The organism is Paenirhizobium daejeonense (assembly GCF_014280875.1).
In the GTDB taxonomy this organism is placed as follows: domain Bacteria; phylum Pseudomonadota; class Alphaproteobacteria; order Rhizobiales; family Rhizobiaceae; genus Allorhizobium; species Allorhizobium daejeonense.
Window position 1 is genome coordinate 590,771 of sequence record NZ_JACLAL010000002.1, and the last position, 19,353, is coordinate 610,123.

Annotated in this window: 17 protein-coding genes; 9 read left to right on the top strand and 8 right to left on the bottom strand. The window is 59.8% G+C overall.

Annotation, left to right across the window (positions count from 1 at the left end; all coding sequences use genetic code 11):
* Window positions 1-15 precede the first annotated feature (15 nt).
* The 3 genes from H4I99_RS06355 to H4I99_RS06365 all read left to right on the top strand — a co-directional run bounded on the left by H4I99_RS06355 (window position 16) and on the right by H4I99_RS06365 (window position 2,808).
* Window positions 16-1,254, top strand: a complete 1,239-nt coding sequence (locus tag H4I99_RS06355) for a saccharopine dehydrogenase family protein (RefSeq protein WP_163900188.1) — start codon at window positions 16-18, stop codon at window positions 1,252-1,254.
* Between the two features lie 320 nt (window positions 1,255-1,574).
* Window positions 1,575-2,225 (top strand): DUF5343 domain-containing protein, encoded by a 651-nt coding sequence (locus H4I99_RS06360; protein WP_163900190.1) that lies wholly within the window; start codon window positions 1,575-1,577, stop codon window positions 2,223-2,225.
* Complete coding sequence (locus H4I99_RS06365) at window positions 2,218-2,808, top strand: Swt1 family HEPN domain-containing protein (protein WP_163900192.1); 591 nt, start codon at window positions 2,218-2,220, stop codon at window positions 2,806-2,808. The genes H4I99_RS06360 and H4I99_RS06365 overlap by 8 nt, the downstream gene beginning before the upstream one ends.
* A gap of 519 nt (window positions 2,809-3,327) precedes the next feature.
* Here the strand turns inward: H4I99_RS06365 and H4I99_RS06370 are convergent.
* Complete coding sequence (locus H4I99_RS06370) at window positions 3,328-3,912, bottom strand: ATP-dependent Clp protease proteolytic subunit (protein WP_163900194.1); 585 nt, start codon at window positions 3,910-3,912, stop codon at window positions 3,328-3,330.
* Window positions 3,913-4,083: 171 nt separating this feature from the next.
* Window positions 4,084-4,515: an Lrp/AsnC family transcriptional regulator gene (locus H4I99_RS06375; RefSeq protein ID WP_163900195.1), complete on the bottom strand. Its 432-nt coding sequence runs from the start codon at window positions 4,513-4,515 to the stop codon at window positions 4,084-4,086.
* A 123-nt stretch (window positions 4,516-4,638) separates the two neighbouring features.
* On the opposite strand from H4I99_RS06375, the gene H4I99_RS06380 reads away from it, so the two are divergent.
* Entirely contained in the window at window positions 4,639-5,742 is a 1,104-nt protein-coding gene (locus H4I99_RS06380) for a saccharopine dehydrogenase family protein (RefSeq protein ID WP_163900198.1), read from the top strand.
* A gap of 153 nt (window positions 5,743-5,895) precedes the next feature.
* On the opposite strand, the gene H4I99_RS06385 is transcribed toward H4I99_RS06380, so the two are convergent.
* The gene (locus H4I99_RS06385; protein WP_163905765.1) at window positions 5,896-7,011 is read right to left on the bottom strand and encodes an acyl-CoA dehydrogenase family protein; all 1,116 of its coding nucleotides are present in this window, start codon (window positions 7,009-7,011) and stop codon (window positions 5,896-5,898) included.
* 233 nt (window positions 7,012-7,244) lie between these two features.
* On the opposite strand from H4I99_RS06385, the gene H4I99_RS06390 reads away from it, so the two are divergent.
* Window positions 7,245-7,937 (top strand): winged helix-turn-helix transcriptional regulator, encoded by a 693-nt coding sequence (locus tag H4I99_RS06390; protein WP_163900199.1) that lies wholly within the window; start codon window positions 7,245-7,247, stop codon window positions 7,935-7,937.
* 98 nt (window positions 7,938-8,035) lie between these two features.
* On the opposite strand, the gene H4I99_RS06395 is transcribed toward H4I99_RS06390, so the two are convergent.
* Both H4I99_RS06395 and H4I99_RS06400 read right to left on the bottom strand, forming a co-directional pair.
* On the bottom strand, window positions 8,036-10,603 hold the full coding sequence (locus tag H4I99_RS06395; protein WP_163900201.1) for a GcvT family protein: 2,568 nt from the start codon (window positions 10,601-10,603) through the stop codon (window positions 8,036-8,038).
* A gap of 180 nt (window positions 10,604-10,783) precedes the next feature.
* A complete protein-coding gene (locus tag H4I99_RS06400) occupies window positions 10,784-12,247 on the bottom strand; it encodes a protein adenylyltransferase SelO (protein WP_163900203.1) in 1,464 nt (487 codons plus the stop codon).
* A gap of 303 nt (window positions 12,248-12,550) precedes the next feature.
* Between H4I99_RS06400 and H4I99_RS06405 the strand changes: the two genes are divergently transcribed.
* Complete coding sequence (locus H4I99_RS06405) at window positions 12,551-13,048, top strand: hypothetical protein (RefSeq protein ID WP_163900205.1); 498 nt, start codon at window positions 12,551-12,553, stop codon at window positions 13,046-13,048.
* A 264-nt stretch (window positions 13,049-13,312) separates the two neighbouring features.
* Window positions 13,313-13,885 (top strand): HupE/UreJ family protein, encoded by a 573-nt coding sequence (locus tag H4I99_RS06410; RefSeq protein WP_163900207.1) that lies wholly within the window; start codon window positions 13,313-13,315, stop codon window positions 13,883-13,885.
* A 172-nt stretch (window positions 13,886-14,057) separates the two neighbouring features.
* Here H4I99_RS06410 and queF read toward each other — a convergent pair whose 3' ends face one another.
* Entirely contained in the window at window positions 14,058-14,522 is a 465-nt protein-coding gene (queF, locus tag H4I99_RS06415) for a preQ(1) synthase (protein WP_163900209.1), read from the bottom strand.
* On the bottom strand, window positions 14,519-15,436 hold the full coding sequence (locus tag H4I99_RS06420; RefSeq protein WP_163900211.1) for a cation diffusion facilitator family transporter: 918 nt from the start codon (window positions 15,434-15,436) through the stop codon (window positions 14,519-14,521). The genes queF and H4I99_RS06420 overlap by 4 nt, the downstream gene beginning before the upstream one ends.
* A gap of 274 nt (window positions 15,437-15,710) precedes the next feature.
* Here H4I99_RS06420 and H4I99_RS06425 point away from each other — a divergent pair, with 274 nt between their 5' ends.
* Window positions 15,711-16,277, top strand: a complete 567-nt coding sequence (locus tag H4I99_RS06425) for a dual specificity protein phosphatase family protein (protein ID WP_163900213.1) — start codon at window positions 15,711-15,713, stop codon at window positions 16,275-16,277.
* Window positions 16,278-16,502: 225 nt separating this feature from the next.
* Window positions 16,503-16,964 carry a hypothetical protein gene (locus tag H4I99_RS06430; RefSeq protein ID WP_163900215.1) on the top strand — a complete coding sequence of 154 codons (462 nt, stop codon included), beginning with the start codon at window positions 16,503-16,505 and terminating at the stop codon, window positions 16,962-16,964.
* Window positions 16,965-16,997: 33 nt separating this feature from the next.
* Here H4I99_RS06430 and H4I99_RS06435 read toward each other — a convergent pair whose 3' ends face one another.
* Complete coding sequence (locus H4I99_RS06435) at window positions 16,998-19,187, bottom strand: anthranilate synthase (protein WP_163900217.1); 2,190 nt, start codon at window positions 19,185-19,187, stop codon at window positions 16,998-17,000.
* Window positions 19,188-19,353 lie beyond the last annotated feature (166 nt).

Genomic DNA, 19,353 nt, shown 5'->3' on the forward strand with positions numbered 1-19,353 from the left:
GAGTTGGTCCCCATCATGAAGAAGAACGTGCTTATCATCGGCGCCGGTGGCGTCGCCCAGGTCGTGGCGCATAAATGCGCCCAGAACAACGATGTGCTCGGTGATATCAACATCGCCTCGCGCACCAAGGCCAAGTGCGACAGCATCATCGCATCGGTCCATGAAAAGAAGGCAATGAAACAGCCCGGCGTGCTCGAAGGCCACGCGCTGGATGCCCTCGATATCGAGGCGACCAAGGCCCTCATCAAGTCGACCAATTCTCAGATCGTCATCAACGTCGGCACCGCCTTCCTCAACATGTCGGTGCTGCGCGCCTGCATGGATACCGGCGTCGCCTATATCGACACCGCCATCCACGAAGAGCCGAACAAGATCTGCGAGACCCCGCCGTGGTATGGCAACTACGAGTGGAAGCGCGCTGCCGAATGCGAGGAAAAGGGCATCACCGCCATCCTCGGCGCCGGCTTCGATCCGGGCGTCGTCAACGCCTATGCCAAGCTCGCGAAGGATGAGTATCTCGACAAGGTCACCGACGTCGACATCGTCGACATCAATGCCGGCAGCCATGGCAAGTACTTCGCCACCAATTTCGACCCGGAAATCAACTTCCGCGAATTCACCGGCGTGGTCTATTCCTGGCAGAACGGTCAGTGGCAGACCAACAAGATGTTCGAGATCGGCAAGGACTACGATCTGCCGGTCGTCGGCACCCGCCGCGCCTATCTCTGCGGTCATGACGAAGTGCACTCGCTGGCCAAGAACATGGATGGCGCCGACGTGCGCTTCTGGATGGGCTTCGGCGATCACTACATCAACGTCTTCACCGTGCTGAAGTCGATCGGCCTGCTCTCCGAACAGCCGGTCAAGCTCGCCGATGGTTCCGAAGTCGTGCCGCTCAAGGTCGTCAAGGCCTGCCTGCCCGACCCGGCATCGCTCGCTCCCGACTACGAAGGCAAGACCTGCATCGGCGACTATGTGAAGGGCTTCAAGGACGGCAAGGAAAAGACCGTCTTCATCTACAACGTGGCCGATCACAAGGAAGCCTTCAACGAAGTCGGCAGCCAGGGCATTTCCTACACCGCCGGCGTTCCCCCGGTTGCAGCAGCCATGCTGGTGGCCACCGGTGAATGGGATGCGAAGAAGATGGTCAATGTCGAGGAACTTCCGCCGAAGCCGTTCATCAACCTCCTAAACAAGATCGGCCTGCCGACCCGCATTCAGGATGAGGATGGCGACCGGGCCGTGGAGTTCTGAGAGCGCGGATAGCGCTTGAGGATTGAAGGAATGCGGACCCCGCCGGAGCGATCTGGCGGGGTTTTTCATATGCCCACCTACACCCACCGCCGTCCTCCTCGGGCCTGTCCCGAGGATCTACTGCCGCTAACGGCAGGCGGCGAGGTCACAGATAGGATGCCGCGGCAGACGCTCGGAACGAGCGCGGTGCATGACGACCGAGTGCAACGAGAAGCGGTAAAACGCAGCACTCAGACTTGGGCCACCCTTCACTTACGGTGAATTCTACCGCAGAGTGCATCTTATCGTGCCGATAGCATTTGGATGGGTGGCCAAATCAGATGAGTAACGTTCCTTACCTAGCTTCACCAGGAAACATAATTAAGGCATTCGCTGCCATTAAGACTGCCGCGACCCCTCCTAAGGTTTCGCAAGACTTTGTGAAAACAAAACTAGGAATAACCGGCAGTTCTGGGGACCAAATGACCACATTTCTGAAGCGGCTTGGTTTCGCCTCGGCAGATGGAACACCCACTGACCTGTATAGAGGGTATAGGGGGGTCGGCGGAGGACGCGCATTGGCAACAGCGATCAAGAGCGCTTACAGCGCGTTATATCAACGTAACGAGTACCTGCATGAGTGCGATGAAAAATCACTAAAAGAGATAGTAATGCAGGAAACAGGCTACGCGAAAGACGCGAGGCCGCTCGGTCTCACAGTCAGTACTCTAAGGAATCTGATTTCTTTGGCAGACTTTTCTGAACCGGAAAATTCTGCCAGTAGCGACGACCGATACAACGACGCCGCCTACTCCATTTCACCCCAGGCACAGATCAATCACGACATGGTTTCGAAGACGAAAGGCGAAAACGTCAGATTAAACCTAGGATACACCATCAATCTAAACTTACCAGAGACGACCGACATCGAGGTTTTTAACGCGATATTTAAAAGCCTTAGAGCAAATCTACTGAGTAGCTCAGATGACTGAAAAAACCGATCTCTATCTGCGGGCGTTCGGTATGAGCGGGGCCCAAATTTCGTCTGAAATGCGGAAGATTGAGCGCGAAAAGGGAGTAACCCTGAGGGCGACAAAAGAGGCAAGGAAGGCTAGAAAGCACGAGGATTATGCGAATTTCGAGCAATCCATTCGAGACGATGCGTCCTGGATGTCTGAGTATTACGAGATCTTCTACTGCCTGGAAGTTTCAATCAGAAAACTCATAAATGATACTCTTACGGAGGCAGAGGGCGCGGATTGGTGGAACACCGACCGAGTAGCGGTCGGCATCAAGAATGAGGTTCAAGCCATAAAGAATAAGGAAGAGCAGGCTGCCATAACGCTGCGATCCGATAACCCAATCGATTACACGACGTTCGGACAGTTATCACAGATAATTACTGATAATTTTGATCTTTTTGTTCCAATTATTTCATCAAAGGGTGCAGTAAGTCGGGTACTCAACCAACTAAACTTGTTACGAGGGCCGATAGCTCACTGCTGTCCGCTTGCCGCGGATGAACGCGACCGGCTAAAGCTGGCTGTTAGAGATTGGTTCCGTCTGCTAAGCTGAGTGTTGCGGGGAAGTCGGAAGTACAGGCAGCAGCGACGAGAAAGTGGTCAGTTATCGCGATCGCGCTAGATAGCTTTTCATCGCGCCTCGCTCACCCCCATCACCCCAACCCCAAACACCCGAAAATGCCGTAGATTCCGCGTTACCACGGTCAGCCGTGATATACCGCCGTCCCGGCAATCATCGCATCCGACGCACCCGGCCTCGCGCTGTCCGCGATGGCCTTCGCTTCGAGAACTCCCAAAACCCTCACCACCTCAGCGTCCACTGGGAGAATGAAACTCCCGAGTCGTGTCACGGAGCGTTCGCAACCAACCCTCAAGGGCGCGCGCCTTCCGCGTCACCGCTTTGGCATCGAGAAGGCGGATGCCCTTTTCGATCTCATGGATCGAAACAGCCGAAAGATGCATACGACCCAAACACTCCAGGGCCTCGGCCCATGGCACGCCCCACTTCCAAACCAAAAACCCCGCCGGATCGCTCCGGCGGGGGTCTCCATAAACTTCAGACCGAAAGCGATCAGCCGATGTCGGACTGGCTTTCGATGATCCTGCCGGCGAGACCGTAGGCAACGGCTTCTTCAGCCGACAGCCAGTAGTCACGGTCGATATCCTTGGCGATCTTCTCTTCTGTCTGGCCGGTGGCCTTGGAATAGATCTTGATCAGGCGCTGGTTCATCTTGATGATTTCGCGGGCCTGGATCTCGATATCGGATGCCATACCGCGGGTGCCGCCAGAGGGCTGGTGCATCAGGAAGCGCGTGTTCGGCAGGCAAAGGCGCTGTTCCTTCGGAACCGACACGAAGATCAGCGAACCGGCGGACGCAGCCCAGCCCGTCGCAATGATCCACACCTTCGGCTTGATGAACTTGATCATGTCGTGGATCGCGTCACCCGATTCCACATGACCGCCCGGCGAGCTGACGTAGACGCGAATGTCTTCGTCGCTGGCAGCAGCCAAAGCCACGAGCTGGGTGCAGACCTTCTGCGCCAGTTCCTGTGTGATCCCGCCAAAAATGAAGATCGAACGCGACTTGAAAAGATTCGCTTCCGTTTCCTTGCCGAGCGGCAGTTCCTTGCTCTTGTCGTCTTCGTCTTCGTTCATACGGATCATCTCCACTTGGGCTTCGTTCTCCCGCACATAGTGCGACTCATGTCCTAAAACAATGCGGGAAAAAGACAAGGCACGGAACCGGTGAACAGCCCGTTAGCGCCGTGCCCCACAGGCTTCGGCGCAAAACGCATTCGCCACACCTATCATGCTTAAGTTTGGACCCTAACGCGAGATGCGCGTCGACAGGATGATGGAGGATAGCGTCCGCTCGACACCGGCGAGTTCGCCGATGCGGTCGATCAGCCGGTCGAGTTCCGCAATGGACGGAGAGGCGATGATGGCGATCAGGTCATAGGAACCGTTGACCGAATGCAGCGCCGTCACCTCGCGGATCGCCGCAAGCTCGTTGGTAACGGCCGAAAGCGACTTCGGTGCGATAGTAATCAGCACATGCGCCCGGATCAGGTCCCGGACATAGCTGTCCGACAGCCTGACCCCGTAGCCGGTGATGACCTGCCCTTCCTCCAGCCGTTCCAGCCGCGCCTGCACCGTGGTGCGCGACAACCCCAGTCGCCGCGCGAGGGTAGCGACCGGCATGCGGGCATTCTCCCCGAGCAGGGAAATCAGTTCGCGGTCCTTGTCGGTCAGTTGCATTGTGACAAATCCATTCGGCAATTAGACCATTTTCATACCACGAATAGCGCTTTTCGCCACTATGAATCGACCAGACACCACGGCATCCTGTTCACATCTGACAAATTTCAAGAGGGTCATATTATGAAAGATATCGTGGTCATGGGTGCGGGCAAGATCGGTGGAGCGATCGCCCTGATGCTGGCGGCAAGCGGCGATTACCGCGTTACCGTCGCTGACAGGAGCGAAGCGCAGCTGGCCGCCATCGAAGCCCATCCGGCGATCACGACCGCCGTCGTCGACATTGCCGACGCCGCCGCGCTGGACGCGCTGCTCAAGGGCCGTTTCGCAGTTCTCTCGGCCGCCCCGTTCCACCTGACGGGCGCAATCGCCGAAGCCGCCGCCCGCACCGGCACGCATTATCTCGACCTCACCGAAGACGTCGCCACCACCCGCAAGGTGGAAGCCCTGTCTGCCGGCGCAAACAGCGCTTTCATTCCCCAGTGCGGCCTCGCTCCGGGCTTCATCTCCATTGTTGCTCATGATCTGGCAAAGAATTTCGACAGCCTCGACAGCGTTCGCATGCGCGTCGGCGCGCTGCCGCAGTACCCGTCCAACGCTCTCAACTACAATCTGACCTGGAGCACCGATGGCCTGATCAACGAATACATCGAGCCCTGCGAAGCCATCGTCGAAGGTCGCCTCATCACTGTTCCGGCCATGGAAGAACGCGAGGAATTCTCCCTTGACGGCGTGACCTACGAAGCTTTCAACACGTCGGGCGGCCTCGGCACGCTGTGCAAGACGCTGGAAGGCCGGGTGCGCACGATGAACTACCGCACCATCCGCTATCCGGGCCACCAGGCCATCGTGAAGGCGCTGCTGAACGACCTGAACCTCAAGAACCGTCGCGATGTGCTGAAGGACCTGTTCGAAAACGCCCTGCCCGCAACCATGCAGGACGTCGTCGTTGTCTTCGTCACCGTCTGCGGCACGAAGAACGGCCGCTTCATGCAGGAAACCTATGCCAACAAGGTCTATTCCGGCGTTATCGGCGGTCGCTTGATGAGCGCCATCCAGATCACCACCGCCGCCGGCATCTGCACGGTCCTCGACCTGCTCGCCGATGGCAAGCTGCCGGCCAAGGGCTTCGTTCGTCAGGAAGAAATCGCCTTCTCCGATTTCCTCGCGAACCGCTTCGGCCACGTCTACGACCCGGAAGCCACCAAGCTGGCGCGGGTCGGCTGATCGATTAAACCGAAGTTCTCCGTGCCGCTGGCGCGGAAGATTGAAAACGTATTGACCTTCTCTGCGGGGAGAAGGGTGGGCTGAAAAAGCCCGTGATGGGGCGGAGTGACCGGCATAACGACCGGCCTCCGCCCCAGCTTTATCGGCTATACGTCAAAAGATCCGGTCGACCTGTTGGCCGAGCGCCATCGCGCCTGCGTAGCGAGCCTGCGACCCCGTCTGCAGCGGATGGAACCGGGCACCCTGCACGTCGCGGAAACGCCGTTCCAGCCCGTTTGCCCGGTAGAAGGATGCCCCGCCGGCAAGCTCCATCGCAAGTTCCGTCGCCTTGATCGCGTATTGCGCCACCAGCGAGCGGCCAATCATGATCTCGTTCACCGTATCGGCAGATGGCGCGTTCCGATCGACGACATCCAGCATGAAACGATGCGCGATCTGCGCAGCCCTCAGTGCTGTGTCGACCTGGCCGGCAAGTTCGGTGACGCAATCACTCTGCGGCCGTTTCCTTGCCATGTCCATTGCGATATCCCGCGCGCTTTCGGCAACGCCAAGATAGACGGCGTAGATCAGCGGAAAAGCGATGGTGGAGATGATCTGGAAGACCGGATGCCACTCTCCCGCCTTGCGGGAAAACGCGACGTTGGCATCGGGGATGAACAGGTTCTCGATGGAGACGTCATTCGATCCCGTGCCGCGCATGCCGAGGCTGCGCCATGTGTTCTCGATCTTGACTTCCGGCGCCTTCATCGGCGCGCCGAAATGGATGACGGAACGCGACCCGTCCTCCGCCTCGTGGATCGCCCCGGTCATCAATACCGCACCAGCCTCGGCACCGGAGGTGAACACCTTGCGTGCCGTGACACGGTATCCGCCCTCGACCCGCTCAGCCCGCCCCGAACCGCCGATCCAGTCGGAACCGCCGCTGGAGAGCAGGATCAAGCGTTCCGCCGCCACCCGCCGCAGAAGCGGCTCGACCACGGAAACCTTCTGATGACGCCAGCGCCAAGCCGGGATCGCCACCTGATGGGTGTGCATGGAAAAGGCGAGAGCTGTCGAACCGCAGGAATGCGCGAGGATGCGCAACATATCCGCAAGTTCCCGAACCTCGGCTCCACGTCCTCCCAGTTCAACCGGCACACCGGCCTCGACCAGTCCGGCCTCCTTGAGAAGCGCATAGTTCTCGCCGACGAAGCGGTCGTTCTCATCATGTGAGGCCGCGCGCTCCGCCAGAACCGGCGCAAGCCGCCGCGCAATCTCGGTAATGCTCATTTCAGTGTCGGTGCCGGCGTCTCTCGCCGATACCGTTTCAGCCATGCCGTGCATGTCTCTTTCCTCCCATTGACTTGCAACGATGAGGAGTCTGCGCGCCCTGCCCGGCTTTATCCAGTTCAGGAAATGTACCTCCTCGATTTCCCTGAAGGGCCGCCGGAGAACCCGGATGATTGGCAGCAGCGCCGTTTTTGATTATTGTGATCCATGGCACGACCACAGGAGGGCCCCACATGAACGATCATGGCGGGTATGGGCAGTTCTGCCCGGTGTCGATGGCTTCGGAAATTCTCTGTTCCCGCTGGATGACACTCGTCGTCCGCGAACTTCTGTGCGGATCGACTCATTTCAACGAGTTGCGAAAGGGTGTGCCGAAAATGTCCCCGACCCTGCTCTCCAAGCGGCTGAAGGAGCTGGAACAGGCAGGTGTCATCGTCATCGACCGCCTGCCCAACGGCACCACGGAATACCGCCTTTCAGCATCGGGCGAGGAATTACGCCCCCTTATCATGGGTCTCGGCATATGGGCGCAGCGATGGATCGAATCCCGGCTCTCCCTGAAGAACCTCGACCCGTCGCTGCTGATGTGGGACATGCGCCGCAATCTGGACCTGAGCCACCTGCCCCGCCGCCGCTGCACGATACAGTTTCTGTACCCTGAGCTTACGGCCACCCAGAAAAGCTGGTGGCTGCTCATCGAAAACGGCGCGACCGATGTCTGCAATTTCGATCCGGGTTACGAACTCGACCTGCTCGTGAGAAGTTCTCTGCGCTCGATGACAGCCATATGGATGGGCCTGACCACCGTTCGCCGGGAAACCGAAAACGGCGATCTCAGCATCGAGGGCGACCCCTCCATCGCCCGCAACATGCAGGACTGGCTTGGCCTCAGCAAATTCGCCCCGGTTGCGCGGATGGTGCAGTAGGTTCGCCCCACTTGCGTCCCATAAGAAGAGAAAACCCGCCGGCCTTTCAGCCGACAGGTCATAAATGCATTCCGCCTTTGCAATCCGACCCTTGAGCCTTAGCTGCGCGGCTTCAGGTTTTCGGGGTCGTAGAGCGGCTTGTAGCCGACGGCGACGACTTCGACCGGATAGGTCTCGCAGAAGTATTCGACGTTCAGCTTGCGGCCGACCTGGCAGTATTCCTGCGGCAGATAGGCGAGCGCAATGTTCTTGCCGATGGTGGGGCCATAGGCAACCGAGGTCGTGTAGGAGATGCGGCCGAGGCTGTCGACCAGCGTCTTGCCCGTTGCCGGATCGATAACCGGCATTGCGCCGACCGGATAACGCTTCACGCCGTTGGCATCGGTGTTCTCCGTCATCACCAGCGTGCAGAGCATGGCCGGCTGCTGTGCCCGGGCCTTGTACTCCAGATGCTTGGCCTTGCCGCGGAAATCGGCCTCCTTGACCTTCGGACGGGCAAGATCGGCTTCGATCAGGTTGTACTGGGTCGTAAGGTCGGCATTCTGCAGGCGCAGGCTCTTTTCCATGCGGCGCGAGTTGGCATAGGTCTCGACGCCGAAGGCCATCACGCCGGTGGCGCGCAGTGCGTCCCAGACGGCGAGGCCGTCCTCGTACTTCATGTGCAATTCCCAGCCCTGCTCGCCGACATAGGAGATGCGGAATGCAGAGACGGACTTGCCGGCGATCTCGATCGGTTTGATGGCGGCGAAGGGGAAGTTCTCCACATCGAGGCCAGCCGGATCGGCAACCACCTTCTTCAGCGTCTCGCGGGCATTCGGACCCCAGATGCCGATGGTGATGAACTTTTCCGACACGTCGGTGATGGTGACATCGAGGCCGCGATCCTCGGCCACGCGCTTCATATAGTGGAAGTCACGCGGGCCGGCATCGGCACCGTTCACCAGACGGCAGCGGTCCGCCATGCGGAACACGGTGAAGTCAGCGCGCACCATGCCCTCGTCGTCGAGGAAGTGGGTATAGATGCCCTTGCCGATATTGGCGTCGCCACCGACCTTGGCTGCGCAAAGCCATTCCAGCAGCTCGACATGGTCAGGACCTTCAATGTCCACCATGTGGAAATGCGAGAGGTTGACGATGCCGCAATCGTCGCTCATGGCGAGATGTTCGGCGTTGGAAACGCGCCAGAAGTGACGGTTGTCCCACTCGGCCTCGCGAACCGGCACCTTGTCGCCGTACTTCTCCAGGAGATGTTCATTGGCCTTGTAGCCATGGGCGCGTTCCCAGCCGCCGAGCTCCATGAAGTAGCCGCCAAGTTCGACTTCGCGCTCATAGAAGGGCGAGCGTTTGATGTTGCGGCCGGTGGCATAGGGTTCGCGCGGGTGAACGGCGGGGAAGTAGATCTTGCAGGCAGCCTCGGAGCAACGGCCGAGGATGAAGTCTTCCTGCATCTGGTGCGGATAGAAACGGGCGAAATCGATCGAGGAATGGTCGACTTCGGTGCGGCCGTCGGTGATCCAGTCGGCCAGAAGCTTGCCGTAGCCCGGAGCGTCCTTGACCCAGATGCCGACGCAGTACCAGAGACCGCGCACCTTCTGGCTCTCGCCGCAGGAAGCGCCACCGGCGGCGGATACCTGCAGCAGGCCGTTGAACGAATGGCTCTCGTTGTAACCGAGTTCGCCGAGGATCGGCGTAAGCTCGATGGCCCGCTCCAGGCCTTCCATCAGGCCGTCTGCCTCGAGATCGAGGTCACGCTGCGAAGGCGACAGGCGGGCCTGTTCCTTCTCGAGCAGATCACGCGGATGGCACATGCGCGGGTTTTCGGTGTTGTAGTAACCCCATTCGAGCTGGCCGCCCTCGGTGGTCTTCGGGTCGCCCGTATCGCGCATGTAGGCGGAGTTGCCCTGATCGCGCAGCAGCGGATAGCCGATTTCCTTGCCGGTGCCTTCGAACTCGTTGAACGGACCGAAGAAGGTGAGCGCGTGGTCGACCGGCATGACCGGCAGGTCTTCACCGACCATGCCCGCGATCATGCGGCCCCACAAGCCGGCGCAGACGATGACGTGATCCGCCATGATCGTGCCGCGATGGGTGACGACGCCCTTGATGCGGCCATTCTCGACGATCAGCGACTGTGCCGGCGTATTGCCGAACATCTGCAGCTTGCCGGACTTTTCGGCGGCATCGACCAGCTTGCCGGCAACCGTCTGCGAACGCGGAATGACGAGGCCTGCATCCGGGTCCCAAAGCCCGCCTGCGACCACCTCTTCCTCGACCAGCGGGAACTTTTCCTTGACTTCCTTGGCACTGATGATGCTGGCGCGCGTACCGAAGGCCTTGCCGGAGGTCACCTTGCGCTTGACCTCTTCCATCCACTTGTCGTCGCCGGCCCGAACCACTTCAATACCGCCGATGCGGGCGTAATGGCCCATCTTCTCGTAGAATTCGAGCGAGTAGAGCGAGGTCCAGACCGACAGGAAGTCGTGGCTGGTCATGAAACAGAAGTCGGAGGCATGCGCCGTGGAACCGATATCGGTTGGAATACCCGACTTGTCGATGCCGACGATGTCGTCCCAGCCGCGTTCGATAAGGTGATGGGCGACTGACGCGCCCACGATACCGCCCAGCCCGATGATGACGACTTTAGCCTTTGTCGGAAACTCTGCCATAGGAACAAACCCTGATTGATGATTTGCGCCGATCTTAGGGTTTCCGGAAGCGTCATCGCGTCCTTAATGCGACATTCTACAAATACTGCACGACCAGTTTCCGACGCGAAATCGGTCCGCCAGCGGCACAGCTCGAACGTCGGATGTCGGAGGATCGACAGCGAGGGAACGCCTCGGGCGTTACGTGCCGCAGAACGTCCGCATCACTTTCTCGGCCGGCATCGGTGGCAAGGCATAATCTGCACGGGCCGGATCCTCTGCATAAGGTCGCTGCAACGCTGCGTGCATCTGCTCGAAAGGCTCGAAATCGCCGGCGATGCCCGCCGCGATCACCTCTTCGATGCGATGGTTGCGCGGGATGACGGCGGGGTTCACTGCCTCCATCGATGCCTGCCGTTCCGCCGGCGTCAACCGGCCGCCATGGCGTTTCCGCCAGCGTTCGAGCCAGTCTGCGACGCCCCACCGCTCCTTGAACTGGGTAAGCAAAACCTCGTCATCGGCACCGCCGGCAACCTTGCCCAGAGCACGGAAGGTCAGCGTGAAGTCCGCCTCCCCCTCATGCATCAGCGACAACAGGCCGTTCACAAGCTCGACATCTCCCTCCACCTCGCCGGCAATGCCGATCTTCCGGCGGAAGAGATCGATCCAATGGCTCTGGAATACACGACCGAAATCGACCAGCGCGGCATTGGCCGCTTCGATGCTTTCATCTTCCCGCGCGGAAAAGAGCGGCAGCAAGGCCTCGGCGAAACGCGCGAGATTCCATTGCGCGATGCCCGGCTGGTTGGCATAGGCATAACGGCCCCGCTGGTCGATGGAGGAGAAGACCTTGCGCGGATCGTATTCGTCGAGAAAGGCGCAAGGGCCGAAATCGATCGTCTCACCCGAGACGGCCATGTTGTCGGTATTCATCACACCATGGATGAACCCGACCGAGAGCCAGCGCGCCACGAGCTCTGCCTGCCGGGCTGAAACCGCATTCAAAAGCGCCAGATAACGGTTGTCGTCGTCCGTCGAGATCTCAGGATAATGCCGCGCGATCACGTGATCCGCGAGCATACGAAGACCGTCTGCGTCGCCCCGGACAGCGAAGAACTGGAAGGTGCCAATGCGGATATGGCTTGCAGCAACACGCGTCAGCACGGCCCCCGGCAACAGCGTCTCGCGCACCACCGGCTCACCGGTCAGAACGGCAGCAAGCGCGCGCGTGGTTGGAATACCGAGCGCATGCATTGCCTCGGAAACGATATATTCGCGTAGCACCGGACCAAGTGCCGCCCGCCCGTCGCCATTGCGGGAAAAGGGCGTGGCGCCTGCCCCTTTGAGCTGGATGTCGCGGCGCACGCCGTTGCGGTCCACCACCTCGCCGATGAGGATCGCCCGTCCGTCGCCGAGCTGTGGTACGAAATTGCCGAACTGGTGCCCGGCATAGGCCATGGCAAGCGACGCCGCCCCTTCCGGCAGGTCATTGCCGGAGAAGATCTCGGCCAGCCGCGCCTCGCCGATATCGGAAAAGTCCAGACCAAGCTCGCTTGCCAACTCCGTATTGAACCGGATCAGCCTGGGAGCCCGGACAGTCGCGGGCTTCACAGCCCGAAAGAAACGCTCCGGCAGCCGCTGATAGCTGTTGTCGAATGCGAACACGCTCTGTCCTCCTGTCTTGCGGCCGAACACTTTCGTCCATCGCTTAAATATGGGACGGGCTTTCCATGGAGCAAGCGGAAAGAACCCCTTGCGCAGGTTTCCGCATCTTCAAGCCACTCTCCACGGCCAAATCTGGGCGCATGGACGCCCCCCTATTGTCTCACGGATTTCCAGATACTTAACGTGTCGCCCATTCGGCGCAGCGCCATCGCCTTGTCGGCGGCGTGCACCAAGCCTTTGCCTGCGTCCGACCATAGACAGCAGAACCGCCATCGTATCGCTGATTGAGAGGGGTAATCAGACATGAGACTTCGCCTTGCCGCGGCTGCTGCCGTCGCCATCATTCTTTCCGGCTGCACCACCACGGAAGAAGCCAATACCGTGATCCAGTCCCGATGGGTCGGTCAACCGGTGGAGGTTTTCTTCACCCAGTATGGTCCGCCTGTCTCCGAGTTTCCGATGGCAAGCGGCAACGTGCTCTACACCTGGCGCGGCGGAGACAAGACACGCTACATCGCGCCAACCTATTCCACACCAACGCCGGCCCAAACCACTACCCGCACCGAAACCAAGGAAACCAAACCCGGCGTCACCGTCACCAGGACGACCACAACCGGCATCTATCAGCCACAACCGCAAATGATCTCACCACCGCGCTACGAGGAACTGTTCTGCGAACTGCAGATCACCGCCGACCCCTCCCAGCGAATCGTCGCGATCCGCGCATCGAACGACACGGATGGTGAAGGACTGAGTTTCTCGCGCTGCGCAGAAGTGCTCAACGCTCATCCACAACGCTGAAGCAACGCCAGAAGCTTCTTCAAAATCCGGACAAGAAAGCCCCGCCCAAGATGGGGCTTTCTCGTTTCACTTGATGATATCCCGGCTGCGCCTTGCCTTGCCGCGATCCCGCCTGCGCCGGAAGCGAACAAGCTCCATTGTGCGACGCAGCTCTTTTGTCATGGACAGTCACAAAACCCTTACGCTAGTCTCTCGCATGACATATAGACGAAGGCCGGCGCGACTGACTTCCAGGCGCCGTGTCGACCAAAAAGAGGGACAAACATGTTCAAACGCCTTTCACTCACCGCTGCCATTTTCGCGGCCGCAGCCGCCCCCGCTTTCGCTCATCTTAATCCCGAGGAGCACGGCTCCTTCATGGCCGGCATTTCCCACCCGCTGTTCGGCGCGGACCACATTCTCGCCATGGTCGCAGTCGGCCTCTGGGCCTCGCAGATCGGCGGACGTGCGCTGATCGCCGTTCCCGCCGCCTTCGTCGGCACCATGGCGCTCGGCTTCGCGCTCGCCGTCGCCGGCGTAAACCTGCCCTTCGTCGAGCCTGCCATCCTCGCTTCCGTTATCGGTCTCGGCTTGCTGGTTGCTTCTGCCGTCCGCCTGCCGGTTGCGGCTTGCGCAGCCATCGTCGGCCTCTTCGCCCTGTTCCATGGCCATGCCCATGGCGGCGAACTCGGCTCTGCCGGCGCGCTGCAATTCGGCCTCGGCTTCGTGGTTTCCACCGCCCTGCTCCATGTTGCAGGCGTAGGCCTCGGCATCACCCTTTCGCGCCTCGGCCCGCTGGTAACCCGCCTTCTCGGCGTTGCCACAGTGTTCGGCGGCGCGGCTATCGCCTTCGGTTGATCGAAACTCATCCGGACATGAAAACGGCGGCTCCCGGAGCCGCCGTTTTTGTTTGTCTCCGGGAAAAGAAGCGAAGCCTGCGGGACGGAATCAATTTCTCCGCTTCCACTCCCAGACCGCTGAAACGACTCGCCTTTCAAGACCGGCCGTCCCTTAAAGTAATGAATGAGCCTCAGCCGCGTCCGCGATAGGAGGCCACGCCCTGTTCCGGCAGCCACACGCCTTCCGGCGCAGCACCCGTCTGCCAGAAGACATCGATCGGAATGCCGCCGCGCGGATACCAGTAGGCCCCGATCCTCAGCCACTTGGGATCGAGCAACTCGACGATGCGCTTGGCAATGTAGATCGAGCAGTCCTCGTGGAACGCCCCGTGATTGCGGAACGAGAACAGGAAAAGCTTCAGCGACTTGGATTCCACCAGCCAGTCGCCGGGAATGTAGTCGATCACGATATGGGCAAAATCCGGCTGCCCGGTCATCGGGCAGAGCGAGGTGAATTCCGGTGCCGTGAAACGCACGACATAATCGGTGCCGGCATTGCCGTTCGGCACCCGCTCCAGCACAGCAGCCTCGGGACTGGTCGGCGCCTCGACATTGCTTCCGAGCTGCGACAGTCCGCTGATATCGGTCTTGCTCATGGATTTTGCTCCTGGACGGTGACGCCGACCCCGTGCGGCATCTCGTTTTCGGGCTCGACGTGAATAGTAACGCGCGCACCCGGTAGCGCATTATGGATGGCCATTTCAAGCCGGTCGCAGATCACATGGGCCTCGCGAACGGTCATCTTCGCCGGCACCACCAGATCGAAGGCAACGAAGGTTACGGATCCGCCCCGGCGTGTGCGCAGGTAATGGGCACCGAGGGAACCAGCAGAGTTTGCGGCGATCGCATGCTTGATCGCCTCTTCCTCAGCCGGTTCCACGGCCTTGTCCATCAGGCCGTCGACAGAGTGCGATATCACCTTCCATCCCTGGAAGATGATATTAATCGCAACCAGAATGGCGAGGACAGGGTCGAGGATCGCGTAACCGGTGAGAAGCGCAAGCACCAGCCCGATGAGTACCCCAATCGACGTCACCACGTCGGAAAGGATATGCTGCCCGTCGGCAGAAAGCGCCGGGGAGCGATGCGACTTGCCGACACGGATAAGCATCGTGGCCCATAGACCGTTGATAATGGCAGCAACAGCATTGATCGCAAGGCCCAGAACCGGCGCTTCCGGCATCGCGGGCGCCGACAGATGTCCGACCGCCTCATTGACGATCAATAGCGCCGCCACAACGATCAGCACACCTTCCAGAACCGCGGAGATATATTCCGCCTTGTGGTGCCCGTAGGGATGATCGGCATCCGCAGGTTTCTGCGCATAGCGTATGACAAAATAGGCGATGAAGGCAGCAACCACATTGACGGTGGATTCCAGACCGTCCGAAAGCAGAGCCACCGAGCCTGTCACGTACCAGGCAAGCAGTTTCAGTCCCATGACACCGAAGGACAGCGGTATACCCCAGAAGGCCAGCCGCTGGACGAATCCATTCTTTTCGGCGGACATCCATCTCTCCTTTGCAGTTGCAAGCGATTAGCACGAGGCATTGCCAAAACGACGAAACCGCCCGCGACGAGCGCGGACGGTTTAGCTGGTGCTCATTAGGACATCCGCCTTACACGGTCAATCCATTCGCCCTTATCTGATCGCCTGTTGCGACAGGAAGTGCTTTTCGATACCACTTTATAACGGGAAATGGCGCTCGTCACAGAAACGCCCGCATGCGCAGCTACCGGGCCTCCAGAGGTCATGACAGAAACGTGGATCGGGACAAGGCGGAATGAAGCTTCATATAATTGCCCGCCGGATCGGCGTTGCCACAGGTGCACTCGCGTTGGGCCTCGGTGGATACCTTGGGGCATTGCAGCTCACGGGCAATTTTCACGAGGTGATTGCAGGCAAGTTCTATCGCTCCGCTCAGCTTTCACCGGATAAACTTGCCGCCTACATCGACCGCTACGGCATCAAGACAGTCATTAACCTGCGCGGCGAAAGTCCCCAGAGTGAATGGTATCGTCGTGAAGTGGAGACGATACGTGCCCATAATGCCGGCATCGTCGATTTCCACATGTCTGCCAGACGCATGCTGACGATCGAGCAAAGTCGGGAACTGATCGCCTTGATGCGCAATGCGCCGGGCCCGATCCTCATCCACTGCAGCGCCGGAGCCGATCGCACCGGTCTCGCCTCGGTGATGTACATGCAGCAGATTGCCGGCGTCGACGAAGAGACGGCGGAGTGGCAGCTTTCTCCGCTCTATGGCCATCTGAACCTACCCTTCCTCTCAGTCTATGCCATGGACGATACATGGGAGAGTTTCGAAAAGGCGATCGGTTTGGATAGCTGAGAAGCCGGCCGGAAAATGTCCGCAAGCCTCTGGTGCATGACGGAGGCCGGAACCCCAGCCTCCGCAATCCACGCGTGAACGGCCTCAGGCCGCCTTTTCCTTCGCCCGCCGCGCCAGATGCGCAACCACGTTCTCGATCATCCGCATACCGGCGTCGCCATCAGGCCGCCGATTGATTGTCGGAACAAACGATGAGAGCCTCTTCGAATCCTTCAGGAGTGGAAAATGGCATCAACCCACCCAACTCCCATCAGCTTTCTGCGGAAGGCGCGATTGATTTATCTCGCTGTACTCCGGCCTGCGGACTTCGCAGAGGAAGAAAAAGCCGATTCTGAATTGCAGAATAAGCAGGAGAGCGGCACACCAACTGATCCGCCGATTTCCCAAATCCGACGTGCCCTTGCTGAATCCCTAGCTTGGTGCATCGGTGCAGTCTTCATTGGCTTCATCGCCGGCGAAATCTGCGTAATCTTGCTCGGTCCTCGGACTGGACTATCTGCCGCTTTTATTATCGTGGGGACCACAATTCTACTTTGGGCGACGTTGGCAATACGAGGATGGAGCATTCAGTCGTTTGGCGGCATCACACTCAGCGAGCGCCTTAACCAATGGATATTTCGAACACTCTATGCAGTGGGCACAATCGCGGTAGTGTTTGGCACGACGTGGAGCGTGTTGACGACATAGAGATGAGCCAGCTCAAGGCTGGCTCTCTCCCCCTCAGGCCGCCTTTTCCTTTACACGCCGCGCCAGATGCGCGACCACGTTCTCGATCATCCTCATGCCGGCGTCACCGCCGAGCGTCATGATCGATTCCGGGTGGAACTGTACGGCGGCGACCGGTTCCTTGGTATGCTCGATACCCATGATCGTGCCGTCTTCGCTTTCGGCGGTGATCATGAAGTCGCGGTTGAGCGTCGCCGGATCGGCGAAGATCGAGTGGTAACGACCGACAGTCACTTCCTTGGCAAGCCCGGAAAAGACGATGCCCGGCTCCAGAACGCGGATGCGCGACGGCTTGCCGTGCATCGGTACTGCGAGATGGCGAAGCTCGCCGCCATAGGCCTCCGCAAGCGCCTGCAGGCCGAGGCAGACGCCGAAGATCGGCAGATTGCGAGCCCGCGCCTTCTTGATCGTTGCCTTGCAGTCGAAATCCTTCGGATTGCCCGGTCCGGGTGACAGCACGACGAGATCCGGTTTCATCCGGTCGAACACCTCTTCCGGCACTGGGCTACGGACCGTCGAAACAGTCGCGCCCGTCTGGCGGAAATAGTTGGCTAGCGTATGCACGAAGGAATCCTCGTGGTCGACGAGCAGGATCTTGACGTCCTGCCCGACCTTGGCGACGCCCCGCTTGGTCTTGGTGTCGTTGCCGGCCTTGGCATCGCGGATCGCCGCGACCATGGCGGAAGCCTTGAGTTCGGTCTCGGCCTCCTCCTCATGAGGATCGCTGTCGTTCAGGAGCGTGGCACCGGCGCGCACTTCGGCAATGCCGTCCTTGATGCGCACGGTGCGCAGCGTCAGGCCCGTATTCATGTCGCCGTTGAAGCCGACCATGCCGATGGCGCCACCATACCATGCGCGCGGGCTCTTCTCATGCGCCTCGACGAAACGCATGGCCCAGAGCTTCGGCGCCCCCGTGACGGTCACCGCCCAGGCATGCGACAGGAAGCCGTCGAAAGCGTCCATGCCATCGCGCAGGCGTCCCTCGATGTGGTCGACCGTGTGGATCAGGCGCGAATACATCTCGATCTGGCGACGGCCGATGACCTTGACCGAACCCGGCTCGCAAACACGGCTCTTGTCGTTGCGGTCGACGTCCGAGCACATGGTGAGTTCGGACTCGTCCTTCTTGGAGTTCAGCAATTTGAGGATCTGTTCGGAATCCGCGATCGGATCGTCACCGCGCTTGATGGTGCCCGAAATCGGGCAGGTCTCGATGCGCCGGCCGGACACGCGCACAAACATTTCAGGCGAAGCCCCGACCAGATATTCCTGGTTTCCGAGGTTGATGAAGAAGGAATAGGGCGACGGATTGATTTCCTTCAGCCGCTTGGAGATCTCGGAAGGCTTGCTGTCGCAGCGCTCCATGAACTTCTGTCCCGGAACCACTTCGAACAGGTCGCCACGCCGGAAGCTTTCCTTCGCCTTGACGACGAGTTCGGCATATTCGCCGGGACGATGATCGCCGCGCGGCGGGATCTTGTCGGTATGCAGGAAGGGCTCGGCCGGAATGTCCGCCGACTTGCCGTCCGTGGTCACGCCGCCCTTTTCGAAGTCGTAGCGGTCGATCCAGGCCTTGGCCGAATAGTGGTCGACGACGAGGATTTCGTCGGGCAGGAAAAGCACCATGTCGCGCTGGTCCTCCGGACGCTCCAGCGAGAGCTTGATCGCGTCGAACTGGAAGGCGAGATCGTAGCCGAAGGCGCCGAACAGGCCGATGGAGGAATCCGCATCCGAATAGAAGAGATCGACCACCGCGCGCAGCGCCGTGAACACGGTCGGGATCTTGGAACGCTCTTCCTCGGTGAAGACGCGGTCGGGTTCGTTGACCACGAGATCGAGCCGCCGGGTGGTGCGCTCGCCGAGCGTCAGGTCGGAGACGGTCTTAAGCTTGTCGGCTATGAAACCCAGAAGCACCTCGCCCCGCCCGTTATAGGCCTCGATCCACATCTTGCGGCCGAAGCAGGAAATGCCGAGCGGCGGATCGATTATGGCCGTATCCCAACGGGTATAGCGGCCGGGATATTCGTAGTTGGAGGAGAAGACCGCGCCACGATGGCTGTCGAGCCGGTCGATATAGCTGCCGATGGCATCCGCATAGGGGGTGGCCCTCCGCTGCCGGGTTACCTTGATCCCCCCGCGGGTCTCGTAGATTTCCCCGCCATCATCCCGAATGATCGTCGCCATGCTTCTGCTTCTCCGTTTTCAAGGCCCGGTTCGAGGCGCCTGAATACAAAAAAGCCGCCTCAGGTTTTCCGGGCGGCTTTGGGTCACTTGTCTTTGGACATGACTGGTCAAGGCCGCGTTAGCGTGCCCACCACCAGTTGCCAATGTTCAAAGACTTGATCATGGC

Excerpts from the sequence above, each read along its gene's own strand:
- H4I99_RS06370 (WP_163900194.1), bottom strand. The coding sequence starts at position 3,912 with ATGAACGAAGACGAAGACGACAAGAGCAAGGAACTGCCGCTCGGCAAG.
- H4I99_RS06360 (WP_163900190.1), top strand. The coding sequence starts at position 1,575 with ATGAGTAACGTTCCTTACCTAGCTTCACCAGGAAACATAATTAAGGCA.
- queF (WP_163900209.1), bottom strand. The coding sequence starts at position 14,522 with ATGAGCAAGACCGATATCAGCGGACTGTCGCAGCTCGGAAGCAATGTC.
- H4I99_RS06385 (WP_163905765.1), bottom strand. The coding sequence starts at position 7,011 with ATGAGCATTACCGAGATTGCGCGGCGGCTTGCGCCGGTTCTGGCGGAG.
- H4I99_RS06390 (WP_163900199.1), top strand. The coding sequence starts at position 7,245 with ATGAACGATCATGGCGGGTATGGGCAGTTCTGCCCGGTGTCGATGGCT.
- H4I99_RS06380 (WP_163900198.1), top strand. The coding sequence starts at position 4,639 with ATGAAAGATATCGTGGTCATGGGTGCGGGCAAGATCGGTGGAGCGATC.
- H4I99_RS06410 (WP_163900207.1), top strand. The coding sequence starts at position 13,313 with ATGTTCAAACGCCTTTCACTCACCGCTGCCATTTTCGCGGCCGCAGCC.
- H4I99_RS06430 (WP_163900215.1), top strand. The coding sequence starts at position 16,503 with ATGGCATCAACCCACCCAACTCCCATCAGCTTTCTGCGGAAGGCGCGA.
- H4I99_RS06425 (WP_163900213.1), top strand. The coding sequence starts at position 15,711 with ATGAAGCTTCATATAATTGCCCGCCGGATCGGCGTTGCCACAGGTGCA.
- H4I99_RS06435 (WP_163900217.1), bottom strand. The coding sequence starts at position 19,187 with ATGGCGACGATCATTCGGGATGATGGCGGGGAAATCTACGAGACCCGC.
- H4I99_RS06355 (WP_163900188.1), top strand. The coding sequence starts at position 16 with ATGAAGAAGAACGTGCTTATCATCGGCGCCGGTGGCGTCGCCCAGGTC.
- H4I99_RS06405 (WP_163900205.1), top strand. The coding sequence starts at position 12,551 with ATGAGACTTCGCCTTGCCGCGGCTGCTGCCGTCGCCATCATTCTTTCC.
- H4I99_RS06365 (WP_163900192.1), top strand. The coding sequence starts at position 2,218 with ATGACTGAAAAAACCGATCTCTATCTGCGGGCGTTCGGTATGAGCGGG.
- H4I99_RS06395 (WP_163900201.1), bottom strand. The coding sequence starts at position 10,603 with ATGGCAGAGTTTCCGACAAAGGCTAAAGTCGTCATCATCGGGCTGGGC.
- H4I99_RS06375 (WP_163900195.1), bottom strand. The coding sequence starts at position 4,515 with ATGCAACTGACCGACAAGGACCGCGAACTGATTTCCCTGCTCGGGGAG.
- H4I99_RS06420 (WP_163900211.1), bottom strand. The coding sequence starts at position 15,436 with ATGTCCGCCGAAAAGAATGGATTCGTCCAGCGGCTGGCCTTCTGGGGT.